The sequence below is a fragment of the Kitasatospora sp. NPDC058046 genome, from assembly GCF_042885595.1.
Classification (GTDB): Bacteria; Actinomycetota; Actinomycetes; order Streptomycetales; family Streptomycetaceae; genus Kitasatospora.
This window is the reverse complement of the sequence record NZ_JBHVRS010000013.1, coordinates 41079-64962: the sequence shown is the minus strand read 5'-3', so window position 1 is coordinate 64962 and position 23884 is coordinate 41079. Positions and strand designations below refer to the sequence as shown.

Here is a 23884-nt window from a genome sequence, read left to right as displayed (position 1 = left end):
CATGGGCACTGCTCTTTCCATCGGGAGGTGGTGCACGTCTGCGGACGCGGGTCGGGCGGCCCGGGGGCGGGGGGGGGGGCCCCCGCCCCGGGGCGGGCCCCACCCCTCTCGTCGTGTCCGGAGCTCCCGCGGCGCCGTCGCGCCGTCCGGAGCCGGGCTCAGCCCTGCTGTTCGGCCCACCAGGCCCGCAGCGCCCCGACCGCCTCGTCGTGCTCCATCGGGCCGTGCTCCAGCCGGAGTTCGAGCATGTGCTTGTACGCCTTGCCGACCTGCGGGCCGGGCTTGAGGCCGAGCAGCTCCATGATCTGGTTGCCGTCCAGCGCCGGGCGGACGGCGTCCAGCTGCTCCTGCTCCTTCAGCTCGCCGATCCGGGTCTCCAGGCCGTCGTAGGTGCGGGAGAGCGCGGCCGCCTTCTTCTTGTTGCGGGTGGTGCAGTCGGAGCGGGTCAGCTTGTGCAGGCGCTCCAGCAGCGGCCCGGCGTCGGTGATGTAGCGGCGCACCGCGGAGTCGGTCCACTCGCCGCCGCCGTAGCCGTGGAAGCGCAGGTGCAGCTCGACCAGGCGCGAGACGTCCTCGGTGAGCTCCTTGGAGTACTTGAGCTCGCGCATCCGCTTGCGGGTCATCTTGGCGCCGACCACCTCGTGGTGGTGGAAGGAGACCCGGCCGTCCGACTCGAAGCGGCGGGTGCGCGGCTTGCCGATGTCGTGCAGCAGCGCGGCCAGCCGCAGGGTGAGGTCCGGGCCGTCCTGCTCCAGGTCGATGGCCTGCTCCAGGACGGTCAGCGAGTGCTCGTAGACGTCCTTGTGCCGGTGGTGCTCGTCCCGCTCCAGCCGCAGCGCGGGCAGCTCGGGCAGCACGTACCCGGCCAGGCCGGTGTCGACCAGCAGCCGCAGGCCCTTCACCGGGTGCTTGGCCAGCAGCAGCTTGTTCAGCTCGGCCTGGATCCGCTCGGCGGAGACGATGGTGAGCCGCTCGGCCATCGCGGTCATCGCGGCGACCACCTCGGGCGCCGGGTCGAAGTCCAGCTGGGCGGCGAAGCGGGCGGCCCGCATCATCCGCAGCGGGTCGTCGGAGAAGGACTCCTCGGGGGTGGCGGGGGTGCGCAGCACCCGGGCCTCCAGGTCCTCCAGGCCGTGGTGCGGGTCGACGAAGCCGCGGCCGGGCAGGTCGACGGCCATCGCGTTGACCGTGAAGTCCCGGCGGACCAGGTCCTCCCCGATGGTGTCGCCGTAGCTGACCTCGGGCTTGCGCGAGGTGCGGTCGTACGCCTCGGAGCGGTAGGTGGTGATCTCGATCAGGAAGGAGCCCTCGGGGGTGTCCTTGCGGGCGCCGACCGTGCCGAAGGCGATGCCGACGTCCCAGACCGCGTCCGCCCAGCCCTTGACCAGCTTGAGCACCTGCTGCGGACGGGCGTCGGTGGTGAAGTCCAGGTCGTTGCCGAGCCGGCCGAGCAGCGCGTCCCGGACGGACCCGCCGACCAGCGCCAGCCGGTGACCGGCCGCCTGGAACCGGCTGGCGATCTCGTCGGCGACCGGCGACACCCGCAGCAGCTCTTGGAGGCCGAGCGTCTGGGCCTCGCTCAGCCCTGGGACGACCTGGACGTCGGTGCTGGAACGGTCGGTGCGCGCGGTGGGCTCATTGGCAGTGGACACGGCTCACAAGGGTACGTGCCCCGACAGGTCAACCGCCCGCGCGTTCTGGGCGTCTCACCCCACAGCCCGCAACACTGCGCCGCGGGCTGCATCGTTACCATGCCGGTGGACGAGTCTCGGGCACCGGACAGGGGATGCGGTGCCGCGTGCCGCCGCCGTCCGCGGGATCCCCGTGGCAGCGGTGCGGCGACGGCGTCGGGCGCAGAGCTCCACCAGAGTCAAGCGAAGACCGTCGGGCGGACCGCGCCGGACGGACAGCATCAGCAGCGAACGATCGAGAACGGCGAGGGCGAAGCGAGTGAGTGAGCCGGCACGGCACTCGGGCCTGGGGGCGCACCGACAGCCTGGACGGGCCGAGCGCCCCGCCGGGGGGCGCCATCCGGCCCGCCGGGCGCGCCGTGCGGGCCGGCGCCTGGCCGCCGCCTGCGCGGCCGCCCTGACCCTCTTCACGGCCTCCCCGGCCGGTGCGCTGCCCGCCGGCGGCAACGTCCGGCCGGCCGGCGACTCCACCGCCACGGCCGAGTACCCGGTGGTGATGACCATCGACACGCTGAACCCGCAGGTGGCCGCCCCGGGCGGGATCGTGACGATCACCGGCCAGGTCACCAACGCCGGCAAGTCGGCGATCAAGGGCGCCCACGCGGCCGTCCGCAAGCCGTACTCCGGCAAACCGCTGGACCGGCGCAGCGACCTGGCCAACGTGGCCGACCGCTCCACGCCGGACAGCAAGGACGGCGTGGAGCTGGACAGCCCGCAGTACGCCCTGCCGGAGCTGAACCCGGGGCAGAGCCAGCCGTACACCCTGAGCGTCGCGGTGAGCGACCTCGGCTTCTCCGCGAGCGGCGCGTACGAGCTCGCGGTGGACGCCTGGGGCGGGACCGGCGACAACCCGCGCGACCGCGCCCTGGGCATCGCCCGGACCTTCCTGCCGTACAACCCGGGCGGCGCCGAGGCGCAGCCGACGAAGGTCGCCACGATCTGGCCGCTGGTGCACGCGCCGGTGCTGGCCGCCCAGACCACCGCCGACAACAGCGACCAGCCGACCCCGGTGCTGCGCGACGACAGCCTGGCCGGCGAGTTCGCCCCGGGCGGCCGGCTGTACGAGCTGGTCGACACCGGCGCGAAGCTGAACGGCCTGACCTGGGTGATCGACCCGGACCTGCTGGACGCCGCGCTCGCGATGACCAAGCCCTACCGGGTGCAGAAGCCGGGCACCGAGGCCGCGGGCAAGTCCGCCAAGGACGACAACACCGTCCAGGTGCCCGCCTCGGCCGCCGCCGTCGCCTGGCTGGACAAGCTGCGGGCCGCCGTCGCCAAGCCGGGCAGCCAGGTGGTCTCGCTGCCGTACGCCGACCCGGACCTCGCCTCGATCGCCCACAACGGCTCCGACCTGGCCGGGATGACCACCGCGCTGAGCAAGGCGTCCACCGCCGGCCGGCTGACCGTCGAGGGCCGGCTCTCCGTGGACACCCGCTCGGACGTCGCCTGGCCGTACCGGGGCTACCTCGACCAGCAGATCGCCGCCCTCGCCCAGCAGTCCGGCAACGGGCTGGTGCTGGTCGACGGCGCGAGCATGCCGGAGCCGGACTCGCTCACCTACACCCCGACCGCGGTCCGCCCGATCGGCGGCGGGCAGAGCGCCGTGGTGGCCGACGAGACCGTCTCCGCGCTCTTCGACAAGGACCTGAGCAGCCCGCAGGCGCAGACCGACGCCACCCAGCGCTTCCTCGCCGAGACCTTCGCGATCACCCACGAGCAGCCGCAGAACCAGCGCGGGCTGCTCGTCCTGCCGCCCCGCGAGCTGAGCACCGCCGGCGCCAAGGCGCTGGCGAACGCCCTCCAGACGGCGGACGGCAAGTGGATCTCCTCGGTCAAGCTGGACGCGGTGGCCCAGTCCGCGGCCGACCCGAAGGCCAACACCGCCGTCCCGGCGCCCACCGACTACCCGACCCAGATCCGCGCCTCGGAGCTGCCGGCGGCCGACCTGAGCCGCACCGACGACATCCAGCACGACCTGGACACCCTGATGCGGGTGCTCACCCTGCCGCAGCGGGTGCGCGGCCCGTTCAGCGCCGCGATGGTCCGCTCGCTGTCCACCGAGTGGCGCAGCCAGCCGCCGGCCGGGAGCACCTACCGGGCCGGCGTCACGGGGTACCTGAAGGAGCTGACCAAGGCCGTCCAGGTGCCGAGGAAGAACGTGGTCACCCTGGCCGGCGAGTCCGGCCTGCTCCAGGTCAGCGTCCGCAACGACCTGACCCAGACGGTCACCAACCTGAAGCTGGTGCTCACCTCGGCCCAGCCGAACAGGCTGCGGGTGAGCAAGGAGGAGGAGCTGGTCCTCCCGGCCTCGCAGAGCGTGACGCTGCGCTTCAACGCCGAGGCGCACAACAACGGGCCGGTCGCGATGACCGCCCAGCTGTGGACCACCGGCCCCGACTCCCGGCCGTACGGCGAGGCGCAGAAGTTCACGGTGGAGGTCACCTCGGTGACCAACGGCGTGCTGTACGTCTTCGCGGGCGCCGGCGTCCTGCTGCTGCTGGCCGCGCTGCGCTTCGTGCGCCAGCGCAAGCGCCTCGGCGGGCAGCCGCACGAGGACGGCGACCAGCCGGTCGGCGACGCCCCGCTCGGGGACGCCCCGGCCGCGGGCGGCGCCGCGGCGGCGGAGCCCGCCCCGCGGGCCCCGGCGGAGGACACCGCGGAGGGGGCCCCGGCGGCGGACGGGACCGACGGGACGGACGACACCCCTGGTGACGGTCCCGCGCAGACACCGCGTGGCAGCAGCCCGGATGGCCGGGATCGGGCCGCCGGTGATGAGAAGGTTGGTCCTTGATACCGCCGACCCCCTGCCTTGCCGGGCCGGCCTCCCCCCACGACAGCGAAGAGGTGACATGACCGGGCGCAGCGAGGAGCGGCCGTCGGGCCGCGGTGAGAGCCGGCCGGGCGCCGAGTCGCCGTCCGGCGACTGGTACGTGGCCGACACCTACGCCCAGGACCCGTACGCGGTGGACGCGTACGGGAACCCCCAGGACGGCCAGGACCCGTACGGTCTGCGGGCCGGTCGGCCCGCCGCGCCCCAGCCGCCGGCCGCCGCGTACGACGTGCCGCCGCAGCTGCCGCCGCAGGGCGTCGGCTACCCGACGCCGGTGCCGCCGACCCCGTACCAGGCCCCGGAGCACTTCGGGGCCCCGGTGCCGCCGGTGCAGCCCGGCTGGGACACCCCGGTGCAGCCCGCCTGGCCGCAGGAGCCGGCCCCGGCACAGGCCGCCGGCGGCCACTGGGGCGGCGTCGAGCAGCCCCGGCAGCAGTGGCAGCCCGGCCCGGCGCACTCCGCCTGGGACACCGAGACCACCGAGTACGTCGGGGTGGACGGCCTGTTCGGCGGCCGCGAGGCGCAGGCCGCGGTCCAGCCGCCGGTCCCGCAGCCCGCCCCGGCCCCCCAGCCCGGCCCTCCGCCCGGCCCCGCGCCGTACCCGCCGATGGGCGGCCACCCGGGGCAGCCCCCGTACGGCGCCGCTCCGGGCGGGCAGCAGCACTTCGTGCCGCCGATCGAGTTCGACCCGCCGCTCTCCGAGGCGGAGGCCACCATGCAGGTGGCCGCCGTCGCGGTGCCCCCGGCGGTCGAGCCGCTGGCGGACATCGTCGCCGAGGAGCGGGCCGCCGAGCAGGCGCCCGCCCCCGCCGCCGAGCCCGGCAAGGCGGCCGGCGGCGGCAAGGTCTCCAACCTGCTGAACTCCAGCGCGATCATGGCGGCCGGCACGCTGGTCTCCCGCGGCACCGGCTTCGTCCGGACCATGGTGATCACCGCGGCCATCGGCGTCGGCATCATGGGTGACTCGTACAACGCCGCGAACACCCTGCCGACCCTGCTGTACATCCTGATCGGCGGCGGCGCGCTGAACGCGGTCTTCGTGCCGCAGCTGGTGCGCAGCATGAAGAACGACGAGGACGGCGGCACCGCGTACGCCAACCGGCTGCTCACCCTGGTGATGGTCGGGCTCGGCGGCGTGGTCTTCCTGGCGGTGCTCGGGGCGCCCGTGCTGGTGCGGCTGATCGCCCAGCCGATGATGGCCAACCCGGAGCGCGCCGAGACCACGGTGGCGATGGCCCGCTACTGCCTGCCGACCATCTTCTTCATGGGCATCCACGTGGTGATGGGCCAGATCCTCAACGCCCGCGGCCGCTTCGGCGCGATGATGTGGACGCCGGTCCTGAACAACATCGTGGTGATCTTCACCTTCTCCGCCTACATCTGGGTCTACGGCGGGTTCGGCACCACCCAGGTCACCCCGGAGGGCATCTCCCCCGAGGGCGTGCGGCTGCTCGGCCTCGGCACCCTGATCGGTCTGGGCGTCCAGTCGCTGGCGATGATCCCGTACCTGCGGGCCGCCGGGTTCCGCTTCCGGCCCCGCTTCGACTGGCGCGGCCACGGCCTGGGCAAGGCCGCCCGGCTGGCCAAGTGGACGTTCTTCTTCGTGCTCGCCAACCAGGCCGGCTACCTGGTGATCACCCAGCTGTCCACCAAGGCGGGCGCCGCCGCGGCGGCGGCCGGCCACAACGGCGTCGGCCTGGCCGCGTTCTCCAACGCGCTGCTGATCTGGCAGCTCCCGCAGGCCGTGATCACCGTCTCGATCATGAGCGCGGTGCTCCCCCGGCTCTCCCGGGCGGCGGCCGACGAGGACGCCGGTGCCGTGCGCGACGACATCTCCTACGGTCTGCGCACCACCGCGGTGGCGGTCGTCCCGGCGGCCTTCCTGTTCCTGTCGCTCGGCCCGGTGGTCGGCCGGGCGATCTACGCGATCGGCGGCAACGACACCGTCCTGAACGACGCCACCAACGTCGGTCTGATGCTCTCCGCGTTCGCGCTGGGCCTGATCCCGTACTCCGCCCAGTACGTGATGCTGCGCGGCTTCTACGCCTACGAGGACACCCGGACGCCGTTCTACAACACCGTCTGGGTAGCCGCCTGCCAGGCCGGCTTCGCGCTGCTGTGCTGGCTGGTGCTGCCCTCCGAGTGGACGGTGACCGGCCTCGCCTTCGGCTACGGCCTGGCCTACGCCATCGGGGTGATGGTCGCGATGCCGAAGCTGAAGAAGCGGATCGGCGGGCTGGACACCAAGCGGATCGGCCGGACGTACAGCCGGCTGGCCGCCGCCTGCGTCCCGGCCGCCCTGGTCGGCCTCGGCGCCAGCCTGGGCGTCCAGCAGGTGCTCGGCGGCTGGCCGGGCAGCGTGGCGGCCCTGGTCGTGGCCGGCGGCCTCCAGCTGGCGGTCTTCGTGCTCATCGCGAAGCGCCTGCGGATCGAGGAGCTGAACTCCATGCTGGGCATGGTCCGCGGCCGACTGGGCCGCTGACCGCCCGACCACCGGCCGGACGAGCGGGCGCCCTGACCGGGCGTCAACCGGAGCAGAAGGCTCCTCCGCTCGTCCGGCCGAGTGCTGGGCCACCGGTTGGTTCGGGTCCGCCCGACCGCCGGATGGCGACCAGGTGTCGGATCTGCACCACATCTCTCCACCCGTATGCAACCGAGCGGACGTCTCAGCGGTCGTACCCGGTGGAGAAGAGTGGGCACAATTGTCCTGGAGCACAGGGCCGCCGACCCTAGGGCTCCAGCGACTCTCTCAAGCCGCGGCGACACAAGGGGAGGCAGGACCACGGTGGCTGATGGCACCAAGGCGGTCGTCGACACGTCAGCAGCTGACGCGGCGACGGACGAGGCCGCGCTGGCCGCGGCGATCGACGAGCTCGCGGGCTCGGACGACGCCGGCGAGAGCACCTCCGCGGACGCCCGCGAGGGAGCCCCCGCCGCCCCCACCGCTGCCGCCGCCCCCGGGCGCCCCGACGCGGACGAGAACACCGACCAGGACGGGGAGAAGGGCCGGGGCAAGAAGCGGGACCGCGACGACACGTCGGCCGCGGGCCCGGAGCCCGCCGCCGGCGAGGAGACCTCGGAGATCACCGCCCCGCTCTCGGTCCAGGAGCTGCGCGCCGAACTGGCCGCCGGGTCCCCCCGGAAGAAGCCCGCCCCCGAGCCCACCCGCCCCGCGCGCCGCCCCACCGACCCGCAGCCCACGGTCGACCCGCGCGACACCGCCACCCTCCCGCGCACCCTCCCCGCCCCGCAGCGCCGCAGCGGGGACATGATCGGCCACCGGTACCGGCTGGAGGAGTGCATCTCCCAGACCGAGACCTTCAGCAGCTGGCGCGCCGTCGACGAGAAGCTGCGCCGGGCGGTCGGCGTCCACCTGATGGCCTCCGGCCACCAGCGGGCCCGCAAGGTGCTGGCCGCGGCCAAGTCCGCCGCCCTGCTCGGCGATCCGCGCTTCGTCCAGGTGCTGGACGCCGTCCACGAGGGCGAGCTGGTCTACGTCGTGCGGGAGTGGCTGCCGCACTCCTCCGACCTGGCCAGGCTGCTCGCCAGCGGCCCGATGGAGCCGCACGAGGCGTACCAGATGGTCCGCCAGGTCGCCGACGCCGTCGCGGCCGCCCACCGGCGCGGCCAGGCCCACCTGCGGCTCACCCCGCGCTGCGTGCTGCGCACCGACAGCGGCCAGTACCGGATCAACGGCATCGCGGTGGACGCCGCCCTGCGCGGGCTGCCCGCCGAGGACGCCGAGGACGCCCAGCGGGCCGACACCCGCGCGATCGGCGCACTGCTGTTCGCCGCGCTCACCCACCGCTGGCCGTACCCGGAGGACCGCTACGACCTCCAGGGCCTGCCCAAGGGCCTCCAGAACGCCGCGCCGGACCAGGTCCGCGCCGGGGTCCACAAGGGCCTGTCCGAGCTCGCCGCGCGGGCCCTGTTCGACCAGCCGCCGCACCACGCCCAGCCGATCACCACCCCGGAGGAACTGGTCCGGGCGATCGCCAAGCTGCCCAAGATCCGCCAGCCCGCGCCGGAGCTGCCCGCCTTCCCGGCCCCTCCCCGGCACAACACCCACGCGCTGCCCACCGCGCCCAACCCGACCCGGGTCGCCGACACCACCGTCTCCCCGCTGCCGGCCTCCTCCCGCCCGGCCCCCTCCCGGCGCACCCGCACCCGGCGGCGGCTGCGCCGGGTGGTCAAGGCCACCGCGTGGACGGTCGCGCTGGGCGCGATCGGCGTCGCCTCCTGGCAGTTCGTCGACAGCCTGCGCCACACCGGGGCGGCCACCGCGTCCCCGCTGACCTCGGCCAGCAGCACCGCGCCGAGCCCCCAGGCGAGCACCCACAACCCGGTGTCGATCGCCATCAAGGAGGCGCAGTCGTACAACCCGCTGGGCGACGGGCCCGAGGGCACCGAGAGCATCGGGAAGGCGATCGACAACGACGCGAACACCTCCTGGACCACCGGCTGGTACGTCGACCAGCTCGGGCCCAAGCCGCCCGCGCTCAAGTCCGGCACCGGTCTGCTGATCGACCTCGGCTCACCGCAGCCGGTCTCCTCGGTGAGCGTCCTGTTCTCCGGCGGTGAGCAGTCCGCGGAGCTGCGGGTGCCCACCGCGGCCGCCGCCGGCAACCCGCTGCAGGCCAAGCCGGACGCCTTCACCGTCGTGGGCAAGAAGACCGGGACCAATGTCGAGTACACCCTCGACTCCCCGACCACCACGCGGTACCTCTTGATCTGGCTGACCGGTCTGGCGAAGGATGCCGACGGCAAGTACCGGGGCCACGTCGCCGAGGTCAAGGTCTCCGGCTGACCCGGGGCGGACGGCCCCGGCACGACGGCACGACGGCAGAGGGGGGTCACGGTGGCGGACGACGACGCGGCGCTGCTCGCCCGGCACGTCGCCGGCGACCCGGCGGCCTTCGGCCTGCTGGTGGACCGCCACCGCGACCGGCTCTGGGCGGTCGCCCTGCGCACCCTGGGCGACCGCGAGGAGGCCGCCGACGCGCTCCAGGACGCCCTGGTCTCCGCCTTCCGCGCCGCCGCCGGCTTCCAGGGCCGCTCGGCGGTCACCACCTGGCTGCACCGGATCGTGGTCAACGCCTGCCTGGACCGCGCCCGGCGCAGCGCCACCCGGCGCACCACCCCGCTCGACGAGGACCCGCAGCGGCTGGACACCCTGGTCGGCGCCGCCGAGCCGGCCGACTCCCCGGTGGTCCGGGCCGAGCTGCACCGGGAGCTGACCGCGGCGCTCGCCGAACTGCCCGCCGAACAGCGGGCCGCCCTGGTGCTGGTCGACATGCAGGGCTACCCGGTGGCCGAGGCCGCCGAGCTGCTGGGCGTCCCGGTGGGAACCGTGAAGAGCCGCTGCGCGCGCGGCCGGGCCCGGCTCCTCCCCCTGGTCCGGCACCTGCGCGAGCCCGATGTTTCACGTGAAACACCGCCCGCCCCCGGCTCGGCCCCGCCGCGCCGGGACGCCCCGGGGAACCCGAAGCGCCCCGGCTCCGTCACAGGGACGGGGCCGAGCACCGGCACAGGGACGGGGCAGAGCACCGGTCGGACGATGCTGGAAGGAGACGTGAGCACCCGATGAACGCCCATCCCTCCTTCCCCGACCCCGCCGACGACCACCCCCCGGTCGAGCAGCTGGCCGACCTCGCCGAGGGGCTGGTCGACTCCCCTTCCACCGTCGAGGCGCTGCGGCGGCACCTGGACGGCTGCGCCGAGTGCCGGGAGACCGTCGACGCGCTCGCCGAGGTCCGAGCCCTGCTCGGCGACGTCGAGACCCCGCCGATGCCGGCCGACGTCGCCGCCCGGCTGGACGCGGCACTCGCCGCGGCCGTCGCCGAAGCCACCGAAGCCGCCGGGAGCCCCGGCGAGGCCGTCGAGCGGCCGCAGGGGGCCCCCGCGGCCGACCGTCGACCCGAGGCCCCGGCCCGACCCGTACGCACCGCCACGGCGCCCCTCACGCCGTCCTCCGCCCCGCTCTCCAGGCCCGCGGGGCGTCCCGCCGGCCGGTCCGGCCCGGCCACCGGCCCCGGCCGCCCCCGGCGGCGGCGGTTCGCCCTGCTGGTCGGCACGGCCGCCGCCCTGGCCGCCCTCGGACTCGGCGGGGCGCTGCTGCTGCAGCCCGACGACCGGTCCGGCACGGTGACGGCGAGCGCGGGCGGCGCCCCGACCGCCACCGCCGACAGCCACGACGCCCGGGCCCCGCACACGGCCGCCGGCACCGACTACCGCGAGGACGAACTCGCCACCCAGGTCCAGCGGTTGCTGGCCCGCTCGGAGAACGTCCCGGGGCTGCGGGCCACCGGGCCCGCCATGTCCGAGGGCGCCCTGCCCGCCGCCGGCGGCCGGCCGGAGTCCGACCCGCCCTCCCCCGCGGGCTCCCCCACCGGCTCCCCCACCGCGCCGGGCTGCCCGGCCCCGGCCTCCGGCACCCCGCTGGCCACCGACCGGGGCACCTTCCAGGGCGCCCCGGTGGACGTCCTGGTCTACCCGCTGCCCGGCCGGCCCGGTTTCGTCGACGTCTACCTGCGCTCCCCCGACTGCGGCCCGACCGTCCTGCACCAGGCCGTTCCCAGCCACTGACCGGCGGTTTCCATGCGATCCACGCCAACTCCGCCACGCCGCTTCCGGACTTCGGGCGGCTGGTACTGATCCGCCTGGGAATGCGAGACACTGGTCAGTCGTTGTCCCGGGCGGCGGAGCAGGACCGCCCTCCCCGCAGCAAACGCGGGTCGCGATGCGAACCAGGAGAAGCAGTGAGCGACGTCCGTAACGTGATCATCATCGGTTCCGGCCCGGCCGGGTACACGGCCGCGCTCTACACGGCCCGTGCCTCCCTCAAGCCGCTGGTCTTCGAGGGGGCCGTCACCGCCGGTGGCGCGCTCATGAACACCACCGAGGTCGAGAACTTCCCGGGCTTCCGGGACGGCGTCATGGGCCCCGAGCTGATGGACAACATGCGCGCCCAGGCCGAGAAGTTCGGCGCCGAGCTGATCCCCGACGACATCGTCGCGGTCGACCTCACCGGTGACGTCAAGACCGTCACCGACTCCGAGGGCAACGTGCACAAGGCACGCGCCGTGATCGTCACCACCGGCTCCCAGCACCGCAAGCTCGGCCTGCCGAACGAGGACAAGCTCTCCGGCCGCGGCGTCTCCTGGTGCGCGACCTGCGACGGCTTCTTCTTCCGCGACCAGGACATCGCGGTGGTCGGCGGCGGCGACACCGCGCTGGAGGAGGCGACCTTCCTCTCCCGCTTCGCCAAGAGCGTCACGATCATCCACCGCCGGGACTCCCTGCGCGCCTCCAAGGCGATGCAGGAGCGCGCCTTCGCCGACCCGAAGATCCGCTTCGAGTGGGACAGCGCGGTCGAGGCCATCCACGGCGACCCGAAGCTGACCGGCGTCACCCTGCGCGACACCACCACCGGCGAGACCCGCGAGCTGGCCGTCACCGGCCTGTTCATCGCGATCGGCCACGACCCGCGCACCGAGCTCTTCAAGGGCCAGCTGGACCTCGACGCCGAGGGCTACCTCAAGGTCGACGCCCCCTCGACCCGTACCAACGTCGACGGCGTGTTCGGTGCCGGTGACGTCGTCGACCACACCTACCGCCAGGCCATCACCGCCGCCGGCACCGGCTGCTCCTCCGCCCTGGACGCCGAGCGCTACCTGGCCGCGCTGGACGACCTGGAGGCCAAGGCCGCCGCCGTCGCGGTCTGAGCCCTTCCCGCTCCACCCGCGGGGGTGTTCCACGTGAAACACCCCCGCCCCGGCCGGGCAGAAACAGAACGGGCCCACCCGTTGTTCTCCTGGCAGCAGCCCCCTCCGTCCGAACCCCGAGGAGTTCCCGTGGCCGGCGCCACCACCACAGTCACCGACGCGACGTTCGAGAAGGACGTCCTCGAGAGCGAGAAGCCCGTACTGGTCGACTTCTGGGCCACCTGGTGCGGCCCGTGCCGCCAGGTCGCCCCGGTCCTGGAGGACATCGCGGCCGAGCACGGCGACAAGCTGACCATCGCCAAGCTCGACGTGGACGCCAACCAGGCGACCGCCGCCAAGTACGGCGTCATCTCGATCCCGACCCTGATCGTCTACCAGGGCGGCGAGCCGGTGAAGTCCATCACCGGTGCCCGTCCGAAGGCCGCGCTGCTGCGCGAGCTGGCCGACTTCATCTAGGTCTTCCGGTCGTCGACCGCGCGGAGGCGGGGCTCCCCTCGGGGGGAGCCCCGCCTCCGTCGTTCCCGGCCCCTCGAAGGGCGTCTCCGGCCCCTTGAAGGGCGTCTCCGGGCCCTAGAAGGGCAGCACCGGCTCCTTGCGCCCGCCGCCCAGCAGCCGCTCCAGCGCCCCTTCCACGTCGCCCCGCCAGGAGAGCGTGGTCCGCGCCTCCAGCCGCAGCCGCGGGTAGCGCGAGTGCGGGCGGACGGTCCTGAAGCCGACCGCGAGCAGGTGGTCGGCCGGCAGCACGCAACTGGTCGGCGCCCGCCCGGAGGAGCCGAAGGCCTCGATCGCCCGCACCCCGCGCCCGATCAGGTCCTTGGCCACGGTCTGCACCAGCACCCGGCCGATCCCCTGGCGCTGGTATCCCGGCAGCACCCGGCTGACCATCAGCTGGACGGCGTCGGGCGAGACCGGGCTGGTCGGGAAGGACTGCGAGCGGGGGACGTAGGCGGGCGGCGCGTACAGCACGAACCCGGCGGGCCGGTCGTCCACGTAGACGATCCGGCCGCAGGAGCCCCACTCCAGCAGCACCGTGGAGATCCACCCCTCCTTCTCCAGCTCCGGCTTGCCCGACTCCACCGCTTCCTTCGCACTGACCGGGTCCAGCTCCCAGAACACGCAGGAGCGGCAGCCGGCCGGCAGGTCCCCGAGGTTGTCCAGCGTCAGCGGAACGATCCGCCGTCCCATGGCCGCACCTCCTCCTCCCTCTCACGGTCGAGCATTCCCCCACGAACGCCGATGGGTGCATGTTTCACGTGAAACAGCGCTCACGTGGAACACGCACCCATCGGGTCGTCGCCCTCGGCCGGCCGGGCCGGCTCAGCCCTGCGACAGCCGCAGACCGTCCTCCCCCGGGGCCATGCTGTCCAGGATCCGGTTCAGGTCCTCGACCGAGCCGAACTCCAGCACCACCTTGCCCTTGCCCAGCCTGCCGCCGCGCTGCGACACCTCGACCTTGACCCGGGTGTCGAAGCGGTCGGACAGCCGGCTCGCCAGGTCGTTGAAGGCCGGGGAGTTCAGCTTGCCCGCCTTCGGCGCCTGGCGCCTGGGCTGCTCCGGCTCCTCCGAACGCATCAGCACGACGAGCTCCTCGACGTTGCGCACCGTGAGGCCCTCGGCGATCACCCGCGCGGCCAGCCGCTCCTGCTGCTCCGGGTCCGACAGGCCGAGCAGCGCCCGGGCGTGCCCGGCCATCAGCGTCCCGGCCACCAGCCGGGTCTGGACGGAGGGCGGGAGCTTCATCAGCCGCAGGGTGTTGGAGACGTGCGTCCGCGAGCGGCCGATCCGATCGGCCAGCTCCTCGTGGGTGCAGGAGAAGTCCCGCAGCAGCTGGTCGTAGGCGGCGGCCTCCTCCACCGGGTTCAGCTCGGCGCGGTGCAGGTTCTCCAGGAGGGCGTCCAGCAGCAGCTTGTCGTCCTCGGTGGCCCGGACGATCGCCGGGATTCGCTCCAGCCCGGCCTCCCGGGAGGCGCGCCAGCGGCGCTCGCCCATGATCAGCTCGAAGCTGTCCACGCCGACCTGGCGGACCACGATCGGCTGGAGCAGACCGACCTCCTTGATGGAGGTGACCAGCTCGGCCAGCTTGTCCTCGTCGAAGACCTCGCGCGGCTGGCGCGGATTGGGGGTGATCGCGTCCAGCGGCAGCTCGGCGAAGTAGGCGCCGGCCGGCTGCGCCTGCTCGGCCCGCTTCTCGGCGGCCGCCCTGGCCGCCACCGTGCCGCGGACACTCGGCAGCGGCGTCACCGGGGCCGGTGCGGGCACGGCTGCCGCAGTCTTCGCCTCCACCCCGCCGTCCACCGGCGCGGCGGGGCGGATCAGCGCCTCCAGCCCTCGACCCAGACCAACCCTGCGAGCACTCACTGATGACCCTCCGTCGTACCGTGCTGTGCCACCGGGGCACCGTGCCCCTGCTGGCCGTCCCGCTGCTGACCCACCAGTGAGCCGCCCGGGCCCACCGCACGCTGCGCGAGCTCGCGGGCGGCCTCCAGGTAGGAGAGCGCCCCGGTCGACCCCGGGTCGTAGGTGAGCACCGTCTGCCCGTAACTGGGCGCCTCCGAGATGCGCACCGACCGCGGGATCGCCGTGCTCAGCACCTCTTGGTGGAAGTGGGTCCGGACCTCCTCGGCGACCTGGGCGGCCAGCCTCGTCCGGGCGTCGTACATGGTGAGCAGGATGGTCGACACGTGCAGTGCGGGGTTGAGGTGCGCGCGCACCAGCTCGACGTTGCGCAGCAGCTGACCGAGGCCCTCCAACGCGTAGTACTCGCACTGGATCGGGATCATCACCTCCTGGCCGGCGACCATGGCGTTGACCGTCAACAGGCCCAGCGAGGGCGGACAGTCGATCAGGATGTAGTCGAGCGGCTGCTCGTAGGCGGTGATGGCGCGCTGGAGCCGGCTCTCCCGGGCCACCAGGGAGACCAGCTCGATCTCGGCGCCGGCCAGGTCGATGGTGGCGGGGACGCAGAACAGCCCCTCGACGTCGTGCACCGGCTGCACCACGTCGGCCAGCGGCTTGCCCTCCACCAGGACGTCGTAGATGGACGGCACCTCGGCGTGGTGGTCGATGCCTAGCGCCGTGGAGGCGTTGCCCTGCGGGTCGAGGTCGACGACCAGGACGCGCAGGCCGTGCATGGCGAGGGAGGCGGCCATGTTCACGGTGGTGGTGGTCTTGCCCACCCCACCCTTCTGGTTGGCGACCACGATCACCCGGGTGGCGGCCGGCCGGGGCAGTCCCTCACCCGCTCGGCCGATCGCCCGGACCGCGGCCTGGGCGGCCCGCGCGATGGGCGTGTCATCGATCTGGTCGACGGTCTCCGAGTCCTGCATGGGGGTCAGTGTTTCACGTGAAACCGGAGCGGCAACAGTCGCCGCCCGGTCACGGCGGAGGATGCCCGAGAGCAAGGAGCGACGTTTCACGGGAAACACCATGCCCGCTATGCCGGAAATCTGACGTTGCGACACTCCGGTGTCCAGCCGTCGACCCCACCGACACCTGAACGACGACGGGCGGACGTTCCCCCCTCGCAGGAGGCCCGTCCGCCCGTGGTCGTCAGGTGCCCGACGTCACGCCCGATCAGCGTCCGCGGCGCCGTCCGCCCCGGCCGCGCTCGCCGTTCCGGACGCTCGCGGTGCGGCCCGCCCGGGCCGCCTTGGCGCGCCGGGTGGCCGCCTTCACCCCGCCGGGGCTCTCCCCCGCCTTCACCTGGACCACCCGGGTCGAGGTCTCCAGGGTGCCCTCGCCGACGGCGATGACGCTCCACTCGACCGCACCCAGCTTGGCCAGCCCGGCCCGCGAGTCGGCCAGCTCCTGCTCCGCGCTGTCCCCCTTGAGCGCCAGCATCTGCCCGTGCGGGCGCAGCAGCGGCATGCCCCAGCCGGCCAGCCGCTCCAGCGGCGCCACCGCCCGGGCGGTCACCACGTCCACCGCGAGCTTGCCGACCATCTCCTCGGCGCGGCCGCGCAGCACCGTGACGTTGTCCAGCCCCAGTTCCCGGACGACCTCCTCCAGGAAGGTGGTCCGGCGCAGCAGCGGCTCCAGCAGCGTCACCGAGACGTCCGGACGGGCCAGCGCCACCGGGATGCCCGGCAGGCCGGCCCCGGAGCCGACGTCGCACAGGGTGATGCCGGAGGGCAGCAGCTCGGCCAGCACCGCGCAGTTCAGCACGTGGCGGTCCCAGAGCCGGGGCACCTCGCGGGGCCCGATCAGCCCGCGCTGCACGCCCGCGGTGGCCAGCAGCTCGGTGTAGCGGACCGCGGCGTCGTAGCGCTCCCCGAAGACCTCCCGGGCGGCAGCCGGTGCCTCGCCAGGGTGCTCCAGCTCGGTGGCCGGCCCCTCAGCGGCCGGGTCCACGTCCGCCCCCGGCCGGCCGGCAGCCGCGTTCTCCGTGTCCATCTCGACCTCTCCGATCCCCGGATCCACCGACCCGCTCAACGCACTGTTTCACGTGAAACATCCCAGAAGGGACGACGACCCCGCCCGCACGAGGCGGACGGGGTCGCGTCCGGTGAAGCTCTCCGGCCGCCGCGGCGGCCGGTCGTCGACCTGTCGGCCTCAGACCGGCAGCACGACCACGAACCGCTGGGGCTCTTCGCCCTCGGACTCGCTGCGCAGGCCGGCCGCGGCGACCGCGTCGTGGACGACCTTGCGCTCGAAGGGAGTCATCGGCCGCAGCTTGACCTGCTCGCCACTGCTCTTGGCCTGCTCGGCGGCCTGGGCGCCGAGCACCGCCAGCTCCTCGCGCTTGCGGGCCCGGAAGCCGGCAATGTCCAGCATGAGGCGGCTGCGCTCGCCGGTCTCCCGGTGGACAGCCAACCGGGTCAGCTCCTGGAGGGCCTCCAGCACCTCGCCGTCCTGGCCGACCAGGCGCTGCAGCGCACGGTCGTTGCCGTCGCTGACGATGGAGACCAGGGCGCGGTCGCCCTCGACGTCCATGTCGATGTCACCGTCGAGGTCCGCGATGTCGAGCAGACCCTCCAGGTAGTCCGCCGCGATGTCGCCCTCCTGCTCCAGGCGGGAGATGAGGCTCTCGTCGGCGCTGGCGGCGGCCTCGGCCTCGACGGCGGAGGTGGTGCCTTCCGTCACTGATGGACTCCTTCGGAGATGGGCCCGTCTGTCGGGCCGGGGACGAAGCTCTTCGCGGCGGTCACAACGGGCTCGGGACCGGTCAGGACTTCTTCTTCGGCCGCTGGCCGCCACCGCGCTTCGGCTGCTGCCGGGTGCCCTGCTTGGTACCGGCGGGCTTCGCCGCGGCCTGCTTGGCGGCCGCCGGCTTGGCACCGGAGTCGGACGGCACGCTGTCGGACGGAGCCGTGTCGGCGGCTTCCTCCGCCTGGCTGTCCTTGTCCGGCTCGCCGGTCGGCTGTCCGACACCGGCCTGCTGGCGCTGGGCCTTGCTCTGCCGACGGGGCTGCTGGCGCCGCACCTGGACCGACTCCTCGACCACCGCGGCGGCGCTGGCCGCCTCGCTGACGGCCGCCTTGGACGGGGGCAGCATGCCCCAGAGCGCGCCCTTGATCTCCGTACCGTCCGGACGCAGCCGGCCGGCCTTCTTCAGACGGGCCTGACGCTCCTCGAAGGCCTTGCTGCCCGGGGTCGGGTTGTTGTGGATCACGACCAGCTGCTGGCCCATCGACCAGACGTTGGTGGTCAGCCAGTAGACCAGGACACCGACCGGGAAGTTGATGCCCATCACGGCGAACATGATCGGGAAGACGTACATCAGCATCTTCTGCTGCTGCATGAACGGCGTCTTCACCGAGAGGTCGACGTTCTTGGTCATCAGCTGGCGCTGGGTGACGAACTGCGACAGCGACATCAGGATGATCATCACGGCGGTGACGATCTTGACGCTGGTCTCGGGGCTGCCCACGAAGGTCGCGGAGAGCGGGGCACCGAAGATGTGCGCCTTGCCGGCGCTCACCAGCAGGTCACCGTGGATGACGCCGATGTCCTGGCCCTTGGCGACCTTGGCGAGCACCCCGTAGAGCGCGGTGAAGAACGGCGCCTGCACGATGATGGGAAGGCAGCTGGAGAACGGGTTGGTACCCGCCTCCTTGTACAGCTTCATCATCTCTTCGGACTGGCGCTGCCGGTCGTTCTTGTAGCGCTCCTGGATGGCCTTCATCTTCGGCTGGATCGCCTGCATGGCCCGGGTCGCCTTGATCTGCTTCACGAAGAGCGGGATCAGGCAGATCCGGATGACGACCACCATCGAGGCGATGGCAAGACCCCAGGCCCAGCCACCGTCCGGGTTGAAGATGTGGCTGTACAGCGAGTGGAACTGGACGATGATCCAGGACACCGCTGTGTACAGGGGATTCAGGAAGGAGAAGGTCACCGGTCAGGCTCCTTGGACAGGTGGATTGGCCGCACAGGGCCAATGGTCGCCGGGCCCTCGGGGTCCGGACCGGCGGGGGTGGCGGTCACCGGGTCTCCGGTGGCGGACCGGCTCTTCAGCCAGTCTCGCAACCGCCGGTGCCACACCGGATGCTTGCGCGGCGGGACATGATCGACCCCACCGGGCGTCCACGGATTGCAGCGCAGGATGCGCCACACGGTCAGCCCGCCGCCCTTGACCGCTCCGTGCACCTTCACGGCCTCGTAGCCGTAGTGCGAGCAGGAGGGGTAGTAACGGCAGACCGGACCGAGCAGTGGGCTGATGGTCCACTGGTAGACCCTGATCAGACCCATCAGCAGGTACTTCATCGACCTGCTCCCGTCGGCGCCGTGGCGGCGGGCTCCGTCCTCAGCAACCGCTTCAGTGCCGCGTCCAGGTCACGTTCGAGGTCCTGGTACGAGGCGGTCGCGGCCTGGGGCAGCGCACGCACCACTATCAGGCTACCGGCGGGCAGCCTGGAGAGACGATCACGAACGAGATGGCGCAACCGGCGCTTGACCAGGTTGCGAACGACCGCCGGGCCAACGGCCTTGCTCACGACGAAACCCGCACGCGCCGAAGGAGTCCCCTCGGCGACGTGCGGGCGGGAGTCGCTGGTCCGGTCGGTCTGCCCCTGCGGGTCACCGTCTCTGCTGAGATGGACGACCAGAAGGGGCCGGCCGGCCCGGCGACCGCGTTTCACCGCGGTCGCGAAGTCCTGGCGCCGCCGCAGCCGATTCTCGGAGGGCAGCACAACAGACTCTGGCGCGGATCAGGCGGACAGGCTGCTGCGGCCCTTGCCACGGCGGGCGGCCAGGATGGCGCGGCCGGCGCGGGTACGCATACGCAGCCGGAAGCCGTGGGTCTTCGCGCGACGACGGTTGTTCGGCTGGAAGGTGCGCTTGCTCACTCGGGGGCTCCTGAGGTGAATCGTAGGATGACGGGGAATCGCTTGGCCGTCACCGTGCGTCCGCGTGATCTCCCCTGATTCGGAAATCCGGCCCATCGCCCCAGTTCGGCTGGGGTTTGAGGCAATCCACGGCGCCCGTGCTGCGCGCCTTATGGAGCGGGTGGACCCGCGGACATGCGGCAGCGGCCATCGACAACTCGACCTGGTTACGGTACGCGGGACGGGGCACGGGGGTCAAACCAGCCGTCTCCCGCCCGTCTTACCCACAGCCTGTGGACAACGACTTGATCCGTCCCTGTTCGCTGACTACCGTTGCAGAACTTGTCTGGTTTGTTCTTGGAAAGCGTGCACCAGTGGCTGATGTCAACAGCGACCTCGTCCCGGTCTGGGCCAGGGTCGTCGAGCGGCTGGTCGCCGACCCCGATGTCGGGGAGATGGACAAACAGTGGGTGCAGCGCACCCAGCCGATGTGGATGATGCACGACACCGCCCTGCTGGCGACCCCGAACGAGCGGGCCAAGCAGGTGCTGGAGGGCCGGCTGCTGCCGCAGCTGACCGAGGCCCTCAGCCGTGAGCTCAGCCGCCCGGTCCGGATCGCCGTGATGGTCGACGCCAACGCGGTGCCGACCACCCCCGCGCCCGCCCCCCAGGCCCCCGCCGAGCCCTACCCGGGCCCGGCCGAGGACGACGACACCCCCGGCTACGGCGGCCAGGGCTACCAGCAGCCGTACGAGCACGGCCAGCCCTACGAGCAGCCGCAGCCGTACGAGCAGGGCCAGGGGTACGAGCAGGACTACGAGCGCCCCCGCTACGACACCGGCGGCTACGAGCAGCGCCAGGCCCCGTACGGCGGCCCCGGCGGCGGGCCCGGCTGGCAGGGCTACCAGGAGCAGCCGCCCGGCTACCGCGACGCGGCGGAGCCCGCGTCCCGTCCGGCGCCGCGGCCCGTCCCCGGCCCGCCCGCGACCACCCAGGGCGACCTCTTCGGCGGCGCCTACGGCCCCGGCCCGAACGAGCAGCCCCGCACCGGCGCCGGCCGTCGGGCCGGCGGCTCCCGCCCCACCGGCGGCCGCCCGGCCGAGAAGGCCGCCCCGGAGCGCTCCGCCGAGCGTCCCGGCGTCCCCGGCGTGCCCGCCCCGCCCGGCGCTCCCCCGGCCGGCGGCTCCCGCAAGGACGAGCCGGCCGCCCGGCTGAACCCCAAGTACCTGTTCGACACCTTCGTCATCGGCGCCAGCAACCGCTTCGCGCACGCGGCGGCGGTGGCGGTCGCCGAGGCCCCGGCCAAGGCGTACAACCCGCTCTTCATCTACGGCGAGTCCGGGCTGGGCAAGACCCACCTGCTGCACGCCATCGGGCACTACTCGCGCAGTCTCTTCCCGGGCACCCGGGTGCGCTACGTGTCCTCGGAGGAGTTCACCAACGAGTTCATCAACTCGATCCGGGACGGCAAGGCGGACACCTTCCGCCGCCGCTACCGGGACATGGACATCCTGCTCGTGGACGACATCCAGTTCCTCGCGAGCAAGGAGTCCACGCAGGAGGAGTTCTTCCACACCTTCAACACCCTGCACAACGCGAACAAGCAGATCGTCCTCTCCTCGGACCGGCCGCCCAAGCTGCTGACCACGCTGGAGGACCGGCTGCGCAACCGCTTCGAGTGGGGTCTGATCACCGACGTCACCCCGCCGGAGCTGGAGACCCGGATCGCGATCCTGCGCAAGAAGGCGATCCAGGAGCAACTCAACGCTCCCGCCGACGTGTTGGAGTTCATCGCCTCCCGGATCACCCGCAACATCCGGGAGTTGGAGGGCGCGCTGATCCGGGTGACCGCCTTCGCCAACCTCAACCGGGCCCCGGTGGACCTGGAGTTGGCCGGGATCGTCCTCAAGGACCTGATCCCGGGCGGGGACGAGGACGCCGGCCCGGAGATCACCGCGCAGGTCATCATGCAGCAGACCGCCGCCTACTTCGGCCTGGGCGTGGACGACCTCTGCGGGTCCTCGCGCAGCCGGGTGCTGGTGACGGCCCGGCAGATCGCGATGTACCTCTGCCGCGAGCTCACCGACCTCTCGCTGCCGAAGATCGGCGCGCAGTTCGGCGGCCGCGACCACACCACGGTGATGCACGCGGACCGCAAGATCCGCTCGCTGATGGCCGAGCGGCGCTCGATCTACAACCAGGTCACCGAACTCACCAACCGCATCAAGAGCTAGCCGGAGCAGGCACGGCGGGGCCCCGGGTCCGAAGACGGGCCCCCAAGGGCGTCAGGAGCGAATCCTGACGCCCTTTCTCGTGTCCACAGGTGTGCGTCGCGCGCCAGCTGGGCAGGGATGCCCTCGACGGACGGTCCGCCAGTCCACAGCCCGCGCCGAACAACTGACCGGTGATTCGAAACCCGGGGGCGCGCAAGGCCGTTGTCCACAGGACGGGCCCCTCCGCCGCCGTCCACAGGGTGGGGAGTGCGGAGTTATCCAGAATTCGTCCACAGGCCCGTCGCCGCTACGCTCTTCCGCGCAGGTCAGGTGCCTGTGGACTTGTGCACAACGGTTATCCACAGGGTGTGGACAATTGACGGGTCCACAGTGGGCCGTCCGGGTTATCCACCGGTTGTCCCCAGGGGAGGGCCGGTTATCCCCAGGTTGTCCACAGCGGCGTCCACAGTTCGACAACCGTGGGCTGGCGTTCATACCCTGGTGTGAAAGGCGTCACGTAAAGTTGACCGGCGCCCGTGGATAACCGGGCCCGGATCTGGGGACAGCCCTGGGGATAACCTGTGGATACCCTGCGTGCCCTGTGGGTAACGCTCGGCTGTCCACAGCGCGGCCTGCCCGTCCACAGCCGCCGTCCACACCCGCTGTGGACAAAATTCGGGCTCTGACCTGCGGAAACGGGGTTATCCACGGTTTCCACAGGCCCTACTACTACCACTACACATTTAGACCCCGGACTTGCTTTCAAAGTGGGTGGGCCCCGAATCTGTGGACAACCGGGCCCCGACAACAGTTCGGGTCGCTTCCGCCCGTCTGCCCCGTCTGTCGGCGGAGTACGTCAGACTGTCCTTGCGACTGGAAGCGGAGTGACCGAGCTCGGTGGACAGCCGAACCGACGATCAAGATCAGACGAACCAGAGTGCGAGCGGGAGCGCTCGATCCAGGAGGCGGTTACCGGTGAAGTTCCGGGTGGAGCGTGACGTCCTCGCGGAGGCGGTGGCCTGGGCTGCCCGCAGCCTCCCGGCACGGCCGCCGGTGCCGGTGCTGGCCGGCCTGCTGCTGACCGCGCAGGAGGGCAGCCTGGCGCTGTCCGGCTTCGACTACGAGGTCTCGGCCCGGGTCGAGCTGGAGGCGGACGTCGAGGAGGCCGGCACCGTCCTGGTCTCCGGCCGGCTGCTGAACGACATCTCCCGCAACCTCCCCAACCGGCCGGTGGAGATCTCCACCGACGGCCAGCGGGTCAGCGTGGTCTGCGGCAGCTCCCGGTTCACCCTCCCCACCCTCCCGGTGGACGAGTACCCGGCGCTGCCCCAGATGCCGACCGCCACCGGCACCGTCTCCGGTGACGTCTTCGCCTCGGCTGTCAGCCAGGCCGCGGTCGCCGCCGGCCGGGACGACACCCTCCCGGTGCTCACCGGTGTCCGGGTCGAGATCGAGGGCGACCGGATCACCCTGGCCGCCACCGACCGCTACCGCTTCGCCGTCCGCGAGCTGCTGTGGAAGCCCGAGCAGTCGGACATCTCCGCCGTCGCGCTGGTTCCGGCCAAGACCCTCCAGGACATCGCCAAGTCCCTGGGCAGCGGCGACACCGTCTCCATCGCGCTCTCCTCGGGCGGCGCGGGCGAGGGCCTGATCGGTTTCGAGGGCGCTGGCCGCCGGACGACCACCCGGCTGCTGGAGGGCGAGTTCCCCAAGTTCCGCAGCCTCTTCCCGACCGAGTTCAACGCGATCGCCGCGATCCAGACCCAGCCCTTCCTGGAGGCGCTCAAGCGCGTCTCGCTGGTCGCCGAGCGCAACACCCCGGTCCGCCTCAACTTCGAGGAGGGCGTGCTGACGCTGGAGGCCGGTTCGGGCGACGACGCCCAGGCCACCGAGCGGATCGAGGCCTCCCTGGAGGGCGACGCCATCTCGATCGCGTTCAACCCGGGCTACCTGGAGGAGGGCCTCAAGGCCATCGACTCCCCCTTCGCCCAGCTCAGCTTCACCACCCCGACCAAGCCCGCGCTGCTCAGCGGCAAGGTCTCGGTGGACGCCGAGGAGGACAAGGCCTACCAGTACCTGATCATGCCGGTCCGCCTCTCCGGCTGATCCCGCCCGTCCTTCGTCCACAGGCTGTGCACACCCGCTGTGCACAGCCTGTGGC

The 23884-nt window shown here is 72.7% G+C and carries 19 protein-coding genes; 9 read left to right on the top strand and 10 right to left on the bottom strand.

Features of this window, described 5'->3' with window-relative positions:
* Nucleotides 1-158 precede the first annotated feature (158 nt).
* Nucleotides 159-1583 carry a CCA tRNA nucleotidyltransferase gene (locus ACFVU7_RS24945; protein ID WP_049659839.1) on the bottom strand — a complete coding sequence of 475 codons (1425 nt, stop codon included), beginning with the start codon at nucleotides 1581-1583 and terminating at the stop codon, nucleotides 159-161.
* Nucleotides 1584-1950: 367 nt separating this feature from the next.
* On the opposite strand from ACFVU7_RS24945, the gene ACFVU7_RS24940 reads away from it, so the two are divergent.
* The 7 genes from ACFVU7_RS24940 (at nucleotide 1951) to trxA (ending at nucleotide 12701) form a co-directional block, all read left to right on the top strand.
* Nucleotides 1951-4482 carry a DUF6049 family protein gene (locus ACFVU7_RS24940; protein WP_074001893.1) on the top strand — a complete coding sequence of 844 codons (2532 nt, stop codon included), beginning with the start codon at nucleotides 1951-1953 and terminating at the stop codon, nucleotides 4480-4482.
* Between the two features lie 58 nt (nucleotides 4483-4540).
* A complete protein-coding gene (murJ, locus tag ACFVU7_RS24935) occupies nucleotides 4541-7003 on the top strand; it encodes a murein biosynthesis integral membrane protein MurJ (protein ID WP_117488736.1) in 2463 nt (820 codons plus the stop codon).
* 303 nt (nucleotides 7004-7306) lie between these two features.
* The gene (locus ACFVU7_RS24930; protein WP_388047246.1) at nucleotides 7307-9328 is read left to right on the top strand and encodes a serine/threonine protein kinase; all 2022 of its coding nucleotides are present in this window, start codon (nucleotides 7307-7309) and stop codon (nucleotides 9326-9328) included.
* Between the two features lie 51 nt (nucleotides 9329-9379).
* Complete coding sequence (gene sigM / locus ACFVU7_RS24925) at nucleotides 9380-10108, top strand: RNA polymerase sigma factor SigM (RefSeq protein WP_388047244.1); 729 nt, start codon at nucleotides 9380-9382, stop codon at nucleotides 10106-10108.
* Nucleotides 10105-11106 carry a hypothetical protein gene (locus ACFVU7_RS24920; protein ID WP_388047242.1) on the top strand — a complete coding sequence of 334 codons (1002 nt, stop codon included), beginning with the start codon at nucleotides 10105-10107 and terminating at the stop codon, nucleotides 11104-11106. Before sigM ends, ACFVU7_RS24920 begins: the two co-directional genes overlap by 4 nt.
* Nucleotides 11107-11279: 173 nt before the next feature.
* A complete protein-coding gene (gene trxB, locus ACFVU7_RS24915; protein WP_388047240.1) occupies nucleotides 11280-12245 on the top strand; it encodes a thioredoxin-disulfide reductase in 966 nt (321 codons plus the stop codon).
* Between the two features lie 129 nt (nucleotides 12246-12374).
* A complete protein-coding gene (trxA, locus tag ACFVU7_RS24910; RefSeq protein WP_049655857.1) occupies nucleotides 12375-12701 on the top strand; it encodes a thioredoxin in 327 nt (108 codons plus the stop codon).
* Nucleotides 12702-12815: 114 nt separating this feature from the next.
* Here the strand turns inward: trxA and ACFVU7_RS24905 are convergent, their stop codons facing one another.
* From ACFVU7_RS24905 to rpmH, 9 genes are all read right to left on the bottom strand, one after another.
* Complete coding sequence (locus tag ACFVU7_RS24905) at nucleotides 12816-13430, bottom strand: GNAT family N-acetyltransferase (protein ID WP_049655856.1); 615 nt, start codon at nucleotides 13428-13430, stop codon at nucleotides 12816-12818.
* A gap of 132 nt (nucleotides 13431-13562) precedes the next feature.
* A complete protein-coding gene (locus tag ACFVU7_RS24900) occupies nucleotides 13563-14603 on the bottom strand; it encodes a ParB/RepB/Spo0J family partition protein (RefSeq protein ID WP_074001897.1) in 1041 nt (346 codons plus the stop codon).
* A complete protein-coding gene (locus tag ACFVU7_RS24895; RefSeq protein WP_234348544.1) occupies nucleotides 14600-15571 on the bottom strand; it encodes a ParA family protein in 972 nt (323 codons plus the stop codon). Before ACFVU7_RS24895 ends, ACFVU7_RS24900 begins: the two co-directional genes overlap by 4 nt.
* Nucleotides 15572-15818: 247 nt before the next feature.
* Nucleotides 15819-16637 (bottom strand): 16S rRNA (guanine(527)-N(7))-methyltransferase RsmG, encoded by an 819-nt coding sequence (gene rsmG / locus ACFVU7_RS24890; RefSeq protein ID WP_079271995.1) that lies wholly within the window; start codon nucleotides 16635-16637, stop codon nucleotides 15819-15821.
* Nucleotides 16638-16796: 159 nt separating this feature from the next.
* On the bottom strand, nucleotides 16797-17327 hold the full coding sequence (locus ACFVU7_RS24885) for a R3H domain-containing nucleic acid-binding protein (RefSeq protein ID WP_049655854.1): 531 nt from the start codon (nucleotides 17325-17327) through the stop codon (nucleotides 16797-16799).
* Between the two features lie 82 nt (nucleotides 17328-17409).
* Nucleotides 17410-18582, bottom strand: coding sequence for a membrane protein insertase YidC (yidC, locus tag ACFVU7_RS24880; RefSeq protein ID WP_049655853.1), 1173 nt, complete (start codon nucleotides 18580-18582; stop codon nucleotides 17410-17412).
* Complete coding sequence (yidD, locus tag ACFVU7_RS24875; protein ID WP_049655851.1) at nucleotides 18579-18950, bottom strand: membrane protein insertion efficiency factor YidD; 372 nt, start codon at nucleotides 18948-18950, stop codon at nucleotides 18579-18581. Before yidD ends, yidC begins: the two co-directional genes overlap by 4 nt.
* Nucleotides 18947-19375, bottom strand: a complete 429-nt coding sequence (gene rnpA, locus ACFVU7_RS24870) for a ribonuclease P protein component (RefSeq protein WP_049655849.1) — start codon at nucleotides 19373-19375, stop codon at nucleotides 18947-18949. Before rnpA ends, yidD begins: the two co-directional genes overlap by 4 nt.
* A gap of 18 nt (nucleotides 19376-19393) precedes the next feature.
* Nucleotides 19394-19531: a 50S ribosomal protein L34 gene (rpmH, locus tag ACFVU7_RS24865; protein WP_030305394.1), complete on the bottom strand. Its 138-nt coding sequence runs from the start codon at nucleotides 19529-19531 to the stop codon at nucleotides 19394-19396.
* A 353-nt stretch (nucleotides 19532-19884) separates the two neighbouring features.
* On the opposite strand from rpmH, the gene dnaA reads away from it, so the two are divergent.
* Both dnaA and dnaN read left to right on the top strand, forming a co-directional pair.
* Nucleotides 19885-21744, top strand: coding sequence for a chromosomal replication initiator protein DnaA (gene dnaA, locus ACFVU7_RS24860; protein WP_388047238.1), 1860 nt, complete (start codon nucleotides 19885-19887; stop codon nucleotides 21742-21744).
* A gap of 954 nt (nucleotides 21745-22698) precedes the next feature.
* A complete protein-coding gene (gene dnaN / locus ACFVU7_RS24855; RefSeq protein ID WP_049654624.1) occupies nucleotides 22699-23829 on the top strand; it encodes a DNA polymerase III subunit beta in 1131 nt (376 codons plus the stop codon).
* Nucleotides 23830-23884: the final 55 nt, after the last annotated feature.